Origin of the sequence: Anoxybacillus pushchinoensis, from assembly GCF_900111795.1 — a bacterium.
Classification (GTDB): Bacteria; Bacillota; Bacilli; order Bacillales; family Anoxybacillaceae; genus Anoxybacillus; species Anoxybacillus pushchinoensis.
Window position 1 is genome coordinate 56365 of the sequence record NZ_FOJQ01000001.1, and the last position, 13587, is coordinate 69951.

General features: G+C 41.9%; 18 protein-coding genes. All 18 read right to left on the minus strand.

Annotated elements, in window-relative coordinates; genetic code table 11:
- Positions 1–16 precede the first annotated feature (16 nt).
- Complete coding sequence (flhB, locus tag BM213_RS00270) at positions 17–1099, minus strand: flagellar biosynthesis protein FlhB (RefSeq protein WP_091699977.1); 1083 nt, start codon at positions 1097–1099, stop codon at positions 17–19.
- 1 nt (position 1100) lies between these two features.
- The gene (gene fliR, locus BM213_RS00275) at positions 1101–1880 is read right to left on the minus strand and encodes a flagellar biosynthetic protein FliR (RefSeq protein WP_091699978.1); all 780 of its coding nucleotides are present in this window, start codon (positions 1878–1880) and stop codon (positions 1101–1103) included.
- Positions 1877–2146, minus strand: a complete 270-nt coding sequence (fliQ, locus tag BM213_RS00280; protein WP_091699979.1) for a flagellar biosynthesis protein FliQ — start codon at positions 2144–2146, stop codon at positions 1877–1879. The genes fliR and fliQ overlap by 4 nt, the downstream gene beginning before the upstream one ends.
- A 14-nt stretch (positions 2147–2160) precedes the next feature.
- Positions 2161–2826 (minus strand): flagellar type III secretion system pore protein FliP, encoded by a 666-nt coding sequence (gene fliP, locus BM213_RS00285; RefSeq protein WP_091699980.1) that lies wholly within the window; start codon positions 2824–2826, stop codon positions 2161–2163.
- Positions 2819–3448: a flagella biosynthesis regulatory protein FliZ gene (fliZ, locus tag BM213_RS00290; RefSeq protein ID WP_091699981.1), complete on the minus strand. Its 630-nt coding sequence runs from the start codon at positions 3446–3448 to the stop codon at positions 2819–2821. The genes fliP and fliZ overlap by 8 nt, the downstream gene beginning before the upstream one ends.
- Positions 3449–3460: 12 nt before the next feature.
- On the minus strand, positions 3461–3820 hold the full coding sequence (locus BM213_RS00295) for a chemotaxis protein CheY (protein ID WP_003394872.1): 360 nt from the start codon (positions 3818–3820) through the stop codon (positions 3461–3463).
- Between the two features lie 19 nt (positions 3821–3839).
- Positions 3840–4991, minus strand: a complete 1152-nt coding sequence (gene fliY, locus BM213_RS00300) for a flagellar motor switch phosphatase FliY (protein WP_091699982.1) — start codon at positions 4989–4991, stop codon at positions 3840–3842.
- Positions 4981–5979, minus strand: coding sequence for a flagellar motor switch protein FliM (gene fliM / locus BM213_RS00305; protein WP_091699983.1), 999 nt, complete (start codon positions 5977–5979; stop codon positions 4981–4983). Before fliM ends, fliY begins: the two co-directional genes overlap by 11 nt.
- A 31-nt stretch (positions 5980–6010) precedes the next feature.
- The gene (gene fliL, locus BM213_RS00310) at positions 6011–6424 is read right to left on the minus strand and encodes a flagellar basal body-associated protein FliL (RefSeq protein ID WP_091699984.1); all 414 of its coding nucleotides are present in this window, start codon (positions 6422–6424) and stop codon (positions 6011–6013) included.
- Between the two features lies 1 nt (position 6425).
- Positions 6426–6653 carry a flagellar FlbD family protein gene (locus tag BM213_RS00315; protein ID WP_091699985.1) on the minus strand — a complete coding sequence of 76 codons (228 nt, stop codon included), beginning with the start codon at positions 6651–6653 and terminating at the stop codon, positions 6426–6428.
- A 47-nt stretch (positions 6654–6700) separates the two neighbouring features.
- On the minus strand, positions 6701–7507 hold the full coding sequence (gene flgG, locus BM213_RS00320) for a flagellar basal body rod protein FlgG (protein WP_091699986.1): 807 nt from the start codon (positions 7505–7507) through the stop codon (positions 6701–6703).
- Between the two features lie 271 nt (positions 7508–7778).
- Positions 7779–8246 carry a FlgD family protein gene (locus BM213_RS00325; protein ID WP_091699987.1) on the minus strand — a complete coding sequence of 156 codons (468 nt, stop codon included), beginning with the start codon at positions 8244–8246 and terminating at the stop codon, positions 7779–7781.
- A gap of 11 nt (positions 8247–8257) precedes the next feature.
- Entirely contained in the window at positions 8258–9376 is a 1119-nt protein-coding gene (locus BM213_RS00330; RefSeq protein WP_244149152.1) for a flagellar hook-length control protein FliK, read from the minus strand.
- A gap of 38 nt (positions 9377–9414) precedes the next feature.
- Entirely contained in the window at positions 9415–10026 is a 612-nt protein-coding gene (locus tag BM213_RS00335; RefSeq protein WP_091699989.1) for a MotE family protein, read from the minus strand.
- A gap of 6 nt (positions 10027–10032) precedes the next feature.
- The gene (gene fliJ, locus BM213_RS00340; RefSeq protein WP_091699990.1) at positions 10033–10476 is read right to left on the minus strand and encodes a flagellar export protein FliJ; all 444 of its coding nucleotides are present in this window, start codon (positions 10474–10476) and stop codon (positions 10033–10035) included.
- A gap of 7 nt (positions 10477–10483) precedes the next feature.
- On the minus strand, positions 10484–11797 hold the full coding sequence (gene fliI / locus BM213_RS00345) for a flagellar protein export ATPase FliI (protein ID WP_091699991.1): 1314 nt from the start codon (positions 11795–11797) through the stop codon (positions 10484–10486).
- Positions 11794–12573: a flagellar assembly protein FliH gene (gene fliH / locus BM213_RS00350; protein WP_091699992.1), complete on the minus strand. Its 780-nt coding sequence runs from the start codon at positions 12571–12573 to the stop codon at positions 11794–11796. The genes fliI and fliH overlap by 4 nt, the downstream gene beginning before the upstream one ends.
- The gene (gene fliG / locus BM213_RS00355; RefSeq protein ID WP_091699993.1) at positions 12557–13576 is read right to left on the minus strand and encodes a flagellar motor switch protein FliG; all 1020 of its coding nucleotides are present in this window, start codon (positions 13574–13576) and stop codon (positions 12557–12559) included. Before fliG ends, fliH begins: the two co-directional genes overlap by 17 nt.
- Positions 13577–13587 lie beyond the last annotated feature (11 nt).

Sequence of the window (13587 nt, forward strand, 5' to 3'; positions counted from 1 at the left end):
AAACGTTCTCTCCTATTTACAGTTTGTTTTTCATCTTGTAGACGTACGCTAAAATTTCCGCTACCGCTTTAAAAAAAGCTTCTGGAATAACCATTCCGACATCTGTTTGATCGTATAGCGCACGTGCGAGTGGACGATTTTCAACGATCATCACGTCGTTTTTTTTCGCAATATCTTTTATTTTTTGGGCGATATAATCTGCTCCTTTCGCGACAACGATCGGAGCGTCTGCTTGCTGCTCATCATACTTTAACGCCACAGCAAAATGCGTTGGGTTTGTAATGACGACATCTGCCTTTGGCACTTCTTGCATCATGCGGCGCATCGCCATTTCCCTTTGTTTTTGTTTAATGCGTGATTTAATGAGCGGATCCCCTTCTGTCTTTTTATATTCGTCTTTAATGTCTTGTTTCGACATACGAATATTTTTTTCAAAATCATACCGTTGATACAAATAATCGAATATCGAAAGAAACAATAAAGCGACAGAAGCGGCGATGCCCATTTGAATCATTAACCGTCCGAGCGTTGCCGCAATCGCACCAATCGATTTGTGCGATAACGATAAAATCTCATCGATATGCAACCATAATACAGAGAATGTAACAACTCCAACAAACAATACTTTTAAAATCGATTTTAATAATTCGACGATCGCTCGCAGCGAAAATATACGTTTCAATCCTTGAATCGGATCGAGTTTGCTTAGTTTCATTTGTAACGGCTCCGTCGTAAATAAAAAGCCGACTTGTACAAAGTCTGCAAATAGTGCCGCAGCGATCGCCGCTACAAAAATCGGGCCGACGAGCATCGCGAGCTGCTGGAGAAGATCCATGAAAATGAGCTGCACCGAATGAACGGTAACGTCCATGAAAAAATAATGCTGAAACGACTGACGAAACAGCCGTACGACCGCATCTCCCCACGCGCCCGAAGAAAAAGAAAGCACGAGAAAAACAACGAGCATTAAAAAGGCAGCGGTCGCATCAGCACTTTTCGCCACTTGTCCTTTTTTACGCACTTCTTGCCGCTTCCTCGGCGTTGCTTTTTCTGTCTTTTCCCCAGCGAAAAACTGTAAATCAACCGACAGCCAGCTCACGTTATGCGCCTCCTAGTAATTTCATTATGCCGCGCATCGACATAAAAGTCAGTTCGAACAACTGTTTCGTAACAACAAACATGCTTGAAAACACAATGATAAACAAAACGAAACTAACTATAATTTTTACAGGTAAACCGATGACGAAAATGTTCATTTGCGGAACTGTCCGAGCGACAATACCGAGCGCTACATCGACTAAAAATAAACACCCGACAATCGGAATAGCCATTTGCAACGCAATGACAAACATCGCTTGAAATAAACGGACAACTTGTTCTGCAACGGCTCCATTCCCAAAAGGGACGAGGTGGTCAACCGGAATGAATCGATAGCTATAAAAAATACCGTCTAACAACAAATGATGTCCATTGACGGCTAACAAAAAAAATAATGCGATCGTATATAAATATTGCCCCATCAATGGGCTTTGGGCACCTGTTTGCGGATCAATGACGTTTGCAATAGCAAAACCCATTTGGAAATCAATGAGTCCACCTGCAATTTGAATCGCCGACATGATCATAAAAGCAACGAGACCGATAAGCAATCCGACAAGCACTTCTTTAATGAGCAGCATCATATACGTTCCGTCAATACTTAATGGCTCTGGATCAAGCGAAAAAAACATGAGCCAACTAATGAAAAAAGCAAAACCGATTTTATGAACATTCGGTATATTCCGATACGAAAATAGTGGCATCGTAACAAAGAAGGAAGCGACGCGCGCAAAAATAAGTAAAAAAGTCGGTATATACGTATATAGCTCCATACGTTTCATCCTACAAATTTACTTAAGTTACTAAAAATGTTGTATGCATATGAAATCATGCGTGAAAGCATCCACGGGCCGAAGAAAACAAGACCGAGCAACACAGCGACAATTTTCGGAATAAATGCTAATGTCTGTTCTTGAATTTGCGTCGTCGCTTGCAAAATGCTGACAAGTAATCCTACCGCCAACGCAAGCAACATGAGCGGTCCACATACAATCAGCACCATATACACGCCGCGTTGGGCAACTTGAATGACAAAATCGGGACTCATGTTTCCCACCTACTTTAAAAGCTTTCTAGTAACGATTTAACAACTAAATACCATCCGTCCACGAGAACAAATAATAAAATTTTAAACGGCAATGAAATCATGACCGGCGGTAACATCATCATTCCCATCGACATAAGCACACTAGCAACAATCATATCGATTACTAAAAATGGAATGAATAACATAAAACCAATTTGAAAAGCGGTTTTTAATTCGCTAATCGCAAAAGCAGGAACGAGCGCTGACATCGGAATATCTTGCACCGTTTTCGGCTGTTCAACCCCTGCATAGCTTAAAAATAACGCTAAATCTTTTTGGCGCGTATGTTTGCTCATAAACTCTTTCAGCGGTACTTCTGCCCGCTCATATGCTTCTTCTAAGTTTATTTGTTCGTCGAATAACGGCTGCAACGCCTCGCGATTAATTTGTTGAAATGTCGGTGCCATAATGAAAAATGTTAAAAATAGTGATAGCCCAATTAACACTTGGTTTGGCGGCATTTGTTGCGTTCCGAGCGCTGTTCTGACAAACGATAAGACGATCACGATGCGCGTAAACGACGTCACCATAATTAAAATGCCTGGCGCAATCGATAAGACCGTCAGCAACAATAACAGCTTCACAGATGTCGCTACATTTTCGGGCGCACTATTGTTAAAAAACTGCATCACTTCATTCATGTTGATCCCTTTCTTTTTCCAACGAGCTCATTGCTTTTTTTCGCTCATGAGCTAGCTGTTGTAGCTCTTGATTGAACAGCTGACGAAAGCGAGGTTCGCTCGTTTTTCGCTGCAAAAGCGACTGCAGCAATTTCCATACGCCCGCCGCATCAAGCATAGAGTCGAGGCGCGCTTCATGTTGCTTAAGCAGCTCTTCAATTTCTTGCTCATCGGTAATTTCCTTTAATAAGTGGATCGATTCGCCTACACCGACAACAAACACACGCCGACCAACTTTCACAATTTGAATCGTTCGATTCGTTCCTAAACTTGTCCCACCTAAATGTTGAATGAGCCCTTTTCGCTCATAAAATCGGTTTTGTTTATTTAACCATCTTAAAAGGGAATATAGTAAAAAGATAACAAAAGCCGTCGCGGCAATAAGTTTGACAAAGTCCCAAACGGCAACAGGAGACGGTTGGGCAATCGTTTCATTTGGCGCATCATTGTTCGTTTGTTGTTCCTTACATGCTTCTGGATGCTCTAAACATTCTTTCACGCTATTCGTTTGTTCTGCAAAAGCAGGGGACACTGCTTGCAGAACAACGAACGCGCACAATATGATCATGCGTATATAGCGCAATGAATTCCACCTCTAACCGAGCGTTTTGTTGATTGCTTCAATGACGCGATCTGCCTGGAACGGCTTAACGATAAAATCTTTTGCTCCTGCTTGAATCGCATCGATGACCATCGCTTGTTGCCCCATTGCAGAGCACATAATAACTTTCGCGTTGCTATCAATTTTTTTAATTTCTTTCAATGCTGTAATGCCATCCATTTCTGGCATCGTAATATCCATCGTCACTAAGTCCGGGCGAAACTCTTTATATTTTTCTACCGCCTGCGCCCCATCAGCTGCTTCCGCTACGACTTCGTGTCCGTTTTTCGTTAAAATATCTTTAATCATCATTCTCATAAATGCTGCATCATCAACAATTAAAATTCTTGCCATTCTCCGAAAACCTCCCGAATTATCGTAAATTGTTTAACCGATCGCTCTGGCTAATAATGCTTGTTACACGCACCCCGAAATTTTCATCGATAACTACCACTTCACCTTTGGCAATTAGTTTATTGTTTACTAAAATGTCAACAGGCTCACCAGCTAGTTTGTCGAGCTCAATAATCGATCCTGACGATAAGCTTAAAATATCTTGCACTGATCGCTTCGTGCGTCCAAGTTCTACCGTCACTTGCAACGGAATGTCGAGCAACATATCGAGATTGCGCGGCTCCGCTTCCGGTAGTGTTGCAGGTTCGAAGCTTGCAAAAGCAACAGGCTGGACGTTGACAGGCTGCTGCACAGCTCCTGTTCCGAAATGTTGAGGAGCCTCTTTTTGCGTTTGTTGAGCCGATGAAGGCGCTGGCTGCGTTGGTGCGGATGGCGCGGTTTGGCGTGGCTCATTCGTATTTATTGTAGCTGATGTTTGCGTATTTGTACTAGACGGATTTAATAAATTTTCAACTAATTCTTTCGCAAAATGAATCGGAAGTAACTGCATAATGTTTGAATCAATTGAGTTCCCTACTTTTAAACGGAACGATACTTTCACGAGCACATCGTCTGGCGGTAAATATTCAAACCCTTCGCCTTCTGATAAATCAAGCAAGTGCAAAGTCGGGGGAGAAATGTCAACTTTTTTACTAAAAATCGTCGACATCGATGTCGCCGCCGATCCCATCATTTGATTCATCGCTTCCTGTACAGCACTCAATTGAATTTCGTCCATAAAATCGGGTGGATTTGTGCCATCTCCCCCCATCATTAAATCTGCGATAATCGCAGCGTCAGATTGTTTAATGACAAGTAAATTTGTTCCTAAAAATCCTTCCCTATAGCTCACTTGAATCGCAACGTACGGATGCGGGAATTCTTCTGCTACACGCGCACGTTCGATGAGTGAAACGCTCGGCGTTGTAATTTCAACTTTTTGATTTAATAGCATCGATAACGCTGTCGCTGAACTACCAAACGAAATATTTCCAATTTCACCAAGTGCATCTTGCTCGATTGGTGTCAACACGTCATCAATTGACATTGTGCTAGACGGCATCGGATCTTCATCAATCCCACGCAACAACGCATCAATCTCGTCTTGAGATAACATATCGTCACTCATCATCGCCGTCTTCCCCCTTTATAACATCTAAAATTTGTACCGCTAATCGTTTGTTCATTTTTCCTGGCTGTCCGATAAACTTCGGCACATCTCCTACTTTAATCACGAGTGGATCACGTACCGTTTGATCGAGTTGAATGACATCGCCAACAGAGAGTTGCAAAAACTCTTGTACAGAAATGGTCGATGTTCCGAGCTGTGCAATCATCGGTACTTTCGTTTGTTTTAGCCGTTTTTGCAACGTTGCGACTTCTTCCGGTTCGCGCTCTTTTTTTTGCGTCTGCATCCAATAATGGACGGATAATTTCGGGATGATTGGTTCTAGCACGACGTGCGGAATACAAATATTAATCATTCCACTAATGTCGCCAATTTGCGTATTTAATGAAATGACGACAACCGTTTCATTCGGCGATACCATTTGTAAAAATTGTGGATTTACTTCGAAGTCAGTAAGCATCGGTTCCATATCAGCGACCGATTCCCACGCTTCGCGCAAGTTGCTAAACGCTTTTTCAAACAAGTTCGACATAATTTTCGTTTCGATTTCTGTTAAATTTTCAATTTTATTTAAGCTCATTCCTCTGCCACCCAATACACGATCAAGCATCGCATAAGCGATATTTGGGTTCACTTCTAACAGCACGCGCCCATCAAGTGGTGGAATTTCAAATATTGTTAAAATTGTCATTTTCGGAATGGAGCGAATAAATTCCTCATACGGCAATTGATCAGCGGATGCGACTGAAATTTGCACGTATGTGCGCAATTGAGCGGAAAAAAATGTCGTCAGCAAACGAGCGAAGTTTTCATGTATGCGCGTCAAACTGCGAATTTGATCTTTCGAAAACCGCAACGCTCGTTTAAAGTCATACACTTTCACTTTCTTCTCTGCTTCTTCCTTTTTCAATTCATCAGCGCTCATCTCTCCAGCAGATAGCGCTGCCAGCAGGGCATCAATTTCATTTTGCGACAAAACTTCCCCTGACACCGTTCTCACCTCCTACTCCTATTTATATCGTTTACTGGAGAATGAAGGAGGTTATGTAAATTTTTTCGACTTTTCCTTCTTGCATGAGTTCATTCATACGCTCCTGTAATTTTTTTTCTAAAAGCAATTTGCCTTGCTTCCCTTTAAACTGCTCTGCTGTCATTTCTGAAAGTTCCTCAATAATAATATGTTTAATCTGAAAGTCTCGCTTTTCTGCCTCTTCTTTCGCTTTCTTGCTGTCTGTTTGAACTTTAAACGCGATTTTTATAAAACTACCATCCGATAAGTTCGTCATCATTTCAGGAACATCAAACGAACTCGCGATAATTTGATCAACCGTCGGCTCCTTCGGTTCGTTATTCCCTATAAACTTCATAACAACAACAAGCGCAACGACGCTAACGAGCGTAATGACCCCCATGATGATAAACATCACTTTTAACATCTTATTGTCTTTCAACGTCGGATCCCTCCGCCTCTCTCCTTAACCCGAGCACAGAAATGTTACGATAAAACGTTTCTACTAATGACATAACATCTTCTACAGACTCCCGCACGACAAACTTTTTGCCATTCGTTAACGTAATGGTCGTGTCTGGAAACGCTTCAACTTGCTCTATGTAGATGGCGTTTAACGTGAAAGGCTTTCCATTTAGTCGCGTTAATCGAATCATTATGTATCGGGGGCAACTGCCCCCGTCCCCCCTTTATTCATTATTCATTATCTTTTCAAATTGACAAGCTCTTGTAAAATTTCATCCGACGTTGTAATAATGCGTGTATTCGCTTGGAATCCGCGTTGTGCGACAATCATTTCCGTGAATTCCTCCGCTAAGTCAACATTTGACATTTCTAACGTACCTGGGACTAGTATTCCTGCTCCGTTCTGTCCCGGAGAGGTATTAACCGCTGCACCAGAGTTTGTTGTTGGTCGATAAAGATTTTGCCCTACTTTCTCTAGTCCCTCATTGTTGTTAAATTTTGCTAAACGTATTTGCCCAGCAGTCACCAAGTTCCCTGAAGCATCCACATAACTAACTGTTCCATCTGCACCGATGCTAAAACTTTTAGCGTTTGTAGGAATGTTAATTTTTCCAACTTGTCCTATCAAATACAAGCCATCAGCATTGACAATATCCCCATTTTCATCCAAATAAAAATTTCCCGCTCTTGTATATACTGGATTAGTAACATTATTATTATTATCTACGTTTGCAAGTACAAAAAATCCATCTCCAGAAATAGCTAAGTCTAAAGCGCGACCCGTTGTCTGCAAACTACCTTGAGTATGTACTGTATCAATAGCTGATAATTGAGAACCTAGACCCACTTGTTTTGGATTAACTCCACCTTTCCCTCCTGACGCACCACTTGCTCCTGAAATTTGTTGGCTAACTAAGTCTTTAAAAATAGTACGTCCCTTTTTAAAACCATATGTGTTTACGTTGGCAATGTTATTTCCGATTACATCTAATTTTACTTGGAAATTTTTCATTCCTCCGATTCCAGAGTACATAGAACGTAGCATAAAACCTCTCCCTTTCTTAACGATTTTAAATAAAAGGCTTCAATTATTCTGCGCGCTTTTGAACCTCTGAAAAGATTCAACCTTATATAATAGCATCATTAATAATATACAATATATCGTTCTTGTAAAGCTGTTGGGCATACTTGCTTATTTTTAACCAAAAAAGCACATGTCGGAACGATTGATACCTTGTTAAAGCTACTGCACGTTGTTTTTCAGCAAGATAAGCAGAGTGTGTAAAAAATTGAATGCGATTCATTTCCTTGCTTACTTATTGCGACACTTTTGTGACGCGAGAGGCTAACACCGTTTCTCCTTGCTCGAGTTCTAACCATATATCCGTTCCTTTTTGAACGACCGCTTGAACAACACCGCTTTTTTCATCCCATGTTACCGTCTTGCCGATCCATTCACTATATTGAGCAAGCGACGGTGTAGATTGTTGTTGCATAAGCTTTTGCAACGCATCTAGCGTGTTGACAAGCTTTTCCGATGTACTTGTTTGCGATTCAATAAACTTGCCCATCATATTCGACATATTTATCATTTGCTCAAGCGATGAGAAGTTTGCCATTTGTGAAATAAATTCCCGGTCTTCCATCGGATTGAGCGGATCTTGGTGTTGCAATTGCGCAATTAAAATTTTTAAAAAATCATCTTTTCCTAGCGAACTTTTTCCTGTTTCACGTTGTTTTACTTGTTGTTGCGATAAAAGTAAACTCGGATCGATCGCTGTCACAACTATCACCTCTACACGTCGAAATGAAACAACTCTTTTAACCATTCATCAAACGATTGGTCAGGCTGCTTTTTTTCTTCTTTTTGCTGTTGTTGCTGCTGTTGCTGTTTTTGTTGGTGGAATGCATGGTCGCGAAACTTCGCTTCATTAAATACATCAAATTGCTCGACTGTAACCCGATCCGCAATGTGCGAAAGCTGATGAATGTGCTGTTCCACTAACTGTTTCGCCGCTTCCGTAGACGTAATCATTTTTGCCGTTAACTTTCCTTTTTGTTGAATGAGCTTAATTGTTATATATCCTAAATGTTCAGGATGAAGGCGAATAAGCATTTGTGCATTGCCGTTTTTCCATCGCGTGAATTGACTTGAACGAACAATTCGCTCAAACTGTGCGACAAACGGTGTTTCATTCGTCGTATCAATCGTTGGTCGGTCAAACGGTACATGTTTATCATTTGATTGTTGAACAGCGTGTACCAAATGAGACAACTGACTCGTCCATTGTTTGCGTTCTTGTGGCAATTGTACAACTTGCTTCTGTACAGAATCAGAGAAAAGTGATTTCCATGTTTCATCATGTTGTATGTTTTCATTCGTTTCCCATCGTTTTTGGCTGTCTATCATCGTTTGAATCATCGCTGTAATTGTTCCACTTCGCTCATCATGTGCCCCAAACAAATGGCGTAACGTTGCACGTGCCTGTTCAATTATTGGTTCTGGAATCGTCCGTTGCTTTTGTTCTAGTTGAAATAAAGCAATGACGAGCATCAGTTCATCTTTTTCATCATGATCATCGGACGCTGAAAACATCGTTTCAAACGGTGGCTCAGCTGAAAATCGTTGAACAATTTGCTCTTTCGTTTCTTCTGGTAAAAGAGAAAGAAACGATTGGATCATTTCAGTTGATAATATGTGCTTATCTGCATACCCATCGTGCGTTGGCAGCAGTTGAAACCATTGCTGCAACTGTTCCCAATCGACTTGTTGTGCCACATTTTGTTCATTTTGTTGTTCGGACAATGGTTGTAACGATTGTGACGTTTGGCGCAACGATAAAAGCAATTGAGAAAATGCATCCCCATCACCCGTTTGAACGGTTGCTTGCTGATGAGATCCAAATGGAGCCATGAAAGAAACCCCAGCGATATTCATTTCTTCATCTCCTTTCAATTGTCCGCTTTTTTCGCAAGCAAACTCGTATATTTCGCTGCATTTTGTGCATCCATTTTTTCTAAAATGGCCGCCACTTTATCTGTTTTCAGCTTCGACAATAAATTGACTGCCTCTTGATCTGACATTTGTGGAATAATTTCTGCCGCTTTGCGCGGAGACATCGTTTCATACATTTTGACAACATCGACACGCGGCGTACTTGTTTGCTCAGCTGGCGGAGTTGTTGTCGGCTCTTGCACTTGCTCCTTTTCCGCTTGCAAGCGGGCAATTTCTTGCTGAAGCGCATCAATTTCCGCTTCTTTTTCTTTGATTGCATCGTTTGCCTCTTTTAGTTGTTTCTCTTTTTCAACGATCGTTGCTTTTAGCTCGACGAGTTGTTCTTGCAGTTTCTTTTTTTCGTTTGCTTCCGTTCCTTCTACCCACTGAGAAATAAAAGGTAATTGAGCTGCATATTTTTTTCCTTGTTCAAATACGTTAATGCCAGAAAACGTTAAAACGAGCAAAACAATTGAAATTGTAAATAAAAGCGGAATAAAAACGACAAAGAGAAACCATTGCAACTTGCTTGTTTTTTTCGTTTCTTCATCTTTTCCAAACTGTTCCATTGACGCTCACCTTGTTTCTCGATAGCAATATTGCTGAATTGAAAGATCGTCCATCTGCTTTTGTTCCATCATGCGCATGTGCTGAGCCATCATTTCATCATATTTTTCTTTCATTTTTTCATATTTTTTCACTTCTACGTTCAGCTCGACTAATTTTAGCTGTTTCAACTCCATGTGCTGACGGGCTTGCATGACGAGATGTTGATAATGATCGATAATGCGTTGCAAATTGACCATAAATTGTTGAAAGGAGCGAATATGTTGAATAGCTAACCCCAATTGCAACTGATGTTTATGCTGTTCTTCATACTCTTCTTTTTGCTTTAAAAAATGGTACAGTTTTTCCGCCACTTCTTCAAATCGGCTGCGCGCCTCTTCATATTCGTGCAACGCCTTTTGTTTTTCGTACTCTTTTAAGTTTAAAATTTTCGTTAGCTTAAATGGTGTCATTATTTATTCACCCTTGTTCAATAAGTTGAAACAACTGTTGAATGCTTTCGTCTATTGTGAATGATTCATGAACATCTTGCTTTAAAAATGGAATGATTTTCGGATAGTAACGAATAGCTTCGTCAATTTCCCGCGATGATCCTCGCTTATAAGCTCCTATTTGAATTAAGTCTTCCGATTGAACGTATGTCGCAAGCAGCTCGCGCAATTTTTCTGCCACTTTTCGATGTTCTTGCGTCACAATATAGTTCATGACACGGCTGACGCTTTTTAATACGTTAATTGCTGGATATTGTCCTTTATTTGCTAGTTGGCGCTCCAAAACAAAGTGGCCATCTAAAATGCCGCGAACGGTATCAGCAATCGGCTCGTTCATATCATCTCCATCAACGAGCACCGTATAAAAGGCAGTAATTGTACCATGCTCATTCGTCCCTGTCCGCTCAAGCAATTTCGGCAATATCGCAAAGACAGACGGCGTATATCCTTTCGTCGTCGGCGGTTCTCCGATCGCCAGTCCAATTTCACGTTGCGCCATCGCGACACGCGTGACAGAGTCCATCATCAGCATAACGTTAAGTCCTTGATCGCGAAAATATTCCGCAATCGCTGTCGCTGCATATGCTCCCTTCATACGCATTAAAGCTGGTTGATCTGACGTAGCGACAACGACGATGGAGCGCTTTAATCCTTCGGGACCAAGGTCACGTTCAATAAACTCACGCACTTCGCGTCCGCGTTCGCCAATTAAAGCAATAACGTTTAAATCGGCATTTGTGTTTCGAGCAATCATTCCCATTAACGTACTTTTTCCAACACCAGAGCCAGCAAAAATTCCAACGCGTTGTCCTTTACCGACCGTCAGTAAGCTGTCGATGATTTTTACGCCGACCTCGATTGGCTCCGAAATGGGCGGACGCGTCATCGGATTTGGCGGCTGGCGATCGATCGGAACAGCCGTTAGCCCTTTCGGAAGCGGCTGACCGTTGAGCGGAGCGCCTAGCGCATCAATGACACGTCCGACAAGCGCTGAACCTACTTTAATTTCTAATGGAGAGCCCGTTGCCTCTACAATGCAACCTGGGGCGATGTCTTGAACGGTTGCATACGGCATTAAAAGCACATATTCATCACGAAAGCCGACGACTTCCGCTTGAATTTTCTTCTTTTTTTTATGGCCAATATGAATATAGCAAACATCTCCGATCGAGCTTTCCGGCCCTTTTGCTTCAATCATTAAGCCGATCACACGCGTCACTTTACCAAATCGTTTGTACGGGTCGAGCAGATCGATTTCATTGACGAGCGCTTGCCAATTCATTCATTTTCCCCCTCGATTCGCTCGAGCAATTGAAGTTTTAACTGCTCCAGCTGTGTGTCGACACTCGCATCAATGCGACCGAACGGCGACTCGACAATGCAACTTGTCTCCGCCAATGTTTCATCCGGGTAAATAAACAAATGAACGTCTTGGCTAAATAGAGCTTTTAGCTCCTCTTTTTGACGAACGACAACGTCATAATAAGCCGGATGAACGTATATTTTCACTTCTTCATGTTCACGAACTTCTTTAATCACTTGTTTTACAAGTCCGAGAAAATGTTCTTTATTTTCGGCGAGACGTTCGCCGATGATGCGCTCTGCTACTTTGCATGCGACGAGTAAAATCGTTTCATCAGCCGACTGCAACATATGATAAAATTGTTCATTTGCTGATTGGACGATTTGTTTTGCCTCACGAATGGCTTCCGTATATTGTTGAAAGCCGTCATGCCGTCCTTGTTCTAAACCGACGGCATAGCCCTCTTGTCGTGCTTGCTCAATCCATCGGCTTCGTTCTTCTTCCCATTGCCTTTGTTCCTCGGCAATTTGTTGTTGAACCGATGCATAGTATATGTCTGCTTCTTGACGAATGCTTACTGCCTGTTGTTCCGCTTGTTCAATGAGCATTTGAGCATGTTCTACCGCTGCTTCATGATGATGCTCGTTCGTTTCCGGTTGCATATCAGTCAACATTTTTTTTACTTGAATGAACGCTCGTTGCTCCGTACACGTCCGAGCAAACGGAGCTTTAATGACTTTAGACAATAATATCATCCCCTCCGCCACGAGCAACGATAATTTCACCAGCTTCTTCAAGACGGCGAATGACAGCAACAATGCGCGATTGTGCTTCTTCTACGTCGCGAAGACGAACTGGTCCCATAAATTCCATTTCTTCTTTAAACGTTTCCGCCATGCGCGATGACATATTGCGGAATACGATTTCTTTCACTTCATCGCTAGACACTTTTAATGCAAGCAACAAGTCTGTGTTATCCACTTCACGAATGACGCGTTGAATCGCGCGGTTATCAAGCGTAACGATATCTTCAAATACAAACATGCGCTTTTTAATTTCTTCTGCTAACTCCGGATCTTGAATTTCAAGGGTATCTAAAATCGTGCGTTCAGTAGCCCGGTCGACACCGTTCAACACTTCAACAACCGCCTCGATGCCACCTGTTTGCGTGTAATCTTGCACAACTGTCGTTGACAGCTTCCGCTCAAGCACTTGTTCTACCTCATTAATCATTTCCGGCGATGTGCGGTCCATAAGGGCAATGCGGCGAGCGATATCAGCTTGCATTTCTTGTGGAAGCGCAGATAAAATTTGGCCGGCTTGAGCAGGGTCTAAATACGAAAGTACGAGCGCAATCGTTTGTGGATGTTCGTTTTGTAAAAAGTTTAAAATTTGCGCCGGATCGGCTTTCCGTGCAAAATCAAACGGACGCACTTGCAAGGCAGACGTTAAACGATTAATGATGTTCATCGCTTGCTCTGGACCGAGCGCTTTTTCAAGCACTTGTTTCGCATAAGCAATTCCACCTTGTGAAATGTAATCTTGTGCTAAGGCGATTTGATGAAACTCTTCTAAAATCGTTTCTTTTTTCTCAGCATCAACTTGACGAACGTTAGAAATTTCAAGCGTTAGCTTTTCAATTTCTTCTTCAGATAAATGTTTATATACGGATGCTGACACGTCGGGACCTAACGAAATGAGGAGGATGGCCGCTTTTTGTTTTCCTGTTAGTTCACCTTTTTGATCACGCTTTGCCATGTAATCCCCTC

Coding starts and splice junctions, on each gene's coding strand:
- fliR (WP_091699978.1), bottom strand. CDS start 1,880: ATGAAACGTATGGAGCTATATACGTATATACCGACTTTTTTACTTATT.
- fliJ (WP_091699990.1), bottom strand. CDS start 10,476: ATGACACCATTTAAGCTAACGAAAATTTTAAACTTAAAAGAGTACGAA.
- BM213_RS00295 (WP_003394872.1), bottom strand. CDS start 3,820: ATGGCAAGAATTTTAATTGTTGATGATGCAGCATTTATGAGAATGATG.
- BM213_RS00330 (WP_244149152.1), bottom strand. CDS start 9,376: ATGGCTCCATTTGGATCTCATCAGCAAGCAACCGTTCAAACGGGTGAT.
- fliH (WP_091699992.1), bottom strand. CDS start 12,573: ATGATATTATTGTCTAAAGTCATTAAAGCTCCGTTTGCTCGGACGTGT.
- fliI (WP_091699991.1), bottom strand. CDS start 11,797: ATGAATTGGCAAGCGCTCGTCAATGAAATCGATCTGCTCGACCCGTAC.
- fliG (WP_091699993.1), bottom strand. CDS start 13,576: ATGGCAAAGCGTGATCAAAAAGGTGAACTAACAGGAAAACAAAAAGCG.
- flgG (WP_091699986.1), bottom strand. CDS start 7,507: ATGCTACGTTCTATGTACTCTGGAATCGGAGGAATGAAAAATTTCCAA.
- fliQ (WP_091699979.1), bottom strand. CDS start 2,146: ATGAGTCCCGATTTTGTCATTCAAGTTGCCCAACGCGGCGTGTATATG.
- fliL (WP_091699984.1), bottom strand. CDS start 6,424: ATGTTAAAAGTGATGTTTATCATCATGGGGGTCATTACGCTCGTTAGC.
- BM213_RS00335 (WP_091699989.1), bottom strand. CDS start 10,026: ATGGAACAGTTTGGAAAAGATGAAGAAACGAAAAAAACAAGCAAGTTG.
- fliP (WP_091699980.1), bottom strand. CDS start 2,826: ATGAATGAAGTGATGCAGTTTTTTAACAATAGTGCGCCCGAAAATGTA.
- fliY (WP_091699982.1), bottom strand. CDS start 4,991: ATGATGAGTGACGATATGTTATCTCAAGACGAGATTGATGCGTTGTTG.
- BM213_RS00315 (WP_091699985.1), bottom strand. CDS start 6,653: ATGATTCGATTAACGCGACTAAATGGAAAGCCTTTCACGTTAAACGCC.